This is a genomic window from Nonomuraea sp. NPDC049709, assembly GCF_040674815.1.
Lineage (GTDB): Bacteria > Actinomycetota > Actinomycetes > Streptosporangiales > Streptosporangiaceae > Nonomuraea.
The window spans coordinates 1-1,462 of record NZ_JBFANM010000204.1 but is presented as its reverse complement, the minus strand read 5'-3'; the positions used below and the strand labels follow the sequence as shown (position 1 = coordinate 1,462).

General features: G+C 68.1%; 1 protein-coding gene. It reads right to left on the bottom strand.

From position 1 onward, the window contains the following. Positions 1 to 1,337 (bottom strand): IS4 family transposase (locus AB0J69_RS61665; RefSeq protein WP_364138680.1); only part of this gene is annotated, 1,337 nt, incomplete at its 3' end. Positions 1,338 to 1,462: the final 125 nt, after the last annotated feature.

The window sequence follows — 1,462 nt, the reverse complement described above, 5'->3', positions numbered from 1 at the left end:
GCGCGGTGGTTGGTGCGGTCGACTTGTCCTTTGGCTCGGTGTTTGGAGATCGCGCGTTTGACGATGCGAGGGCTGATGCGTTCGCGGCGTTGTGGCAGGGGATCTTCAAGGAGGGTGCGTCCGATACGTCCCAGCAGGTCGATGGTGGTGCCGGCGAGAATGCCGGCGGCGTGGATCACTTGATCGCGGGCGGTCAGCAGGGCGATGGTGAAGCTGGCCCGGTCATCGGTGATGCCGGGATGGGTGGCGGTGGCGTCGGCCATCGCCAGTCGCAGCACCTGGTAGGCGGTGAGCAGGGCGTAGATCTCTTGGTCGACGCCTGCCGGGGTACGGGCGCGCAGGACCCGCCCGCCCAGAATGGTCGACTTCAGTTCGAGGTAGATCGTTTCGATCTCCCAGCGCTGGTGGTAGAGAATGACGAGGTCTGGGGCGGGGTAGCGGTGCTGGTCGAGCAGGCTGGTGATCAGCCGGTAGCGGGTGGTTCGCCGGTCGGTGCCGGACAGGGTGACGGTGATGTGGGCGTCGATGACCCGGATGGGCACCCCGCCCAGCACGCTGGTCCACGACCCGTCGCTCAACGTGGTCAAGCGGGGCAGGGCCCGGCTGTTCTTGCAGCGGATCACCAGATCCGCCCCGGTGCCGGCGATCGCCGTGACGAGGTCCTTGACCGCGAAGTTCCGGTCGGCCAGCAGCACCATTCCCGGCCGCAGGCAGCCGAACAGGGCGGGCGCGTAGCGGGTCTCGCCGGTGGTGAACGGGCCGAAGGTCGCCGCGAGCAGCGTCCGCGTGCCGCACACGACGACGGCCAGCAGCCGGACGAGGGGATAGCCCGACCCGCCGTGCGAGCCGCTTTGATGTCCGAACCGAGTCAGATTCGCCGGGCTGTCCGGCACCGACATCGTGGTGCCGTCGATCGCGCAGACCAGAAGCCCTCGCCACCGCAACGCGCCCGCGGGCGGGCCCGCCAGCAGCTCGAACAGCGCCTTCAGCGGCGCTACTCCGACCCGGCGTCGCGCTTGAGCCAGCGCCGAGGACGACGGCGGCGCTCCCGAGCCGGCCAAACCCGACACCAGCCGGGCCCATACCTGCCGATAACCCATCCCGGCGAACAACCCCGCCGCCAGCAGCAGGTACACCATCACCCGCGAGGGCAGATCCCGCAGCCGCCGCTCGACCGCACCCGTTTCCGCCAGCACCTCATCAACCATCTCGAAGGGGATGATCTGCGTCAGCTCGCCCAGATGACCCGGCGCGAACACCCCTGCCGCGCTCCGGGTGGCCGATGTGACCGTGCTGATGGCGGCGGCCAGGGCAGACCTGGCAGACTGTCGGCTCAACGGAGATCCAGTCTGTTACGGATGGTTGTGGAAGATCACCCGTTCTACTGGATCTCCGTTCTCATGTCTCTGGTTCAGCCGAACACCTTGACGCAACCGCCAGCCGTCCTAACTTCCCGGCATTG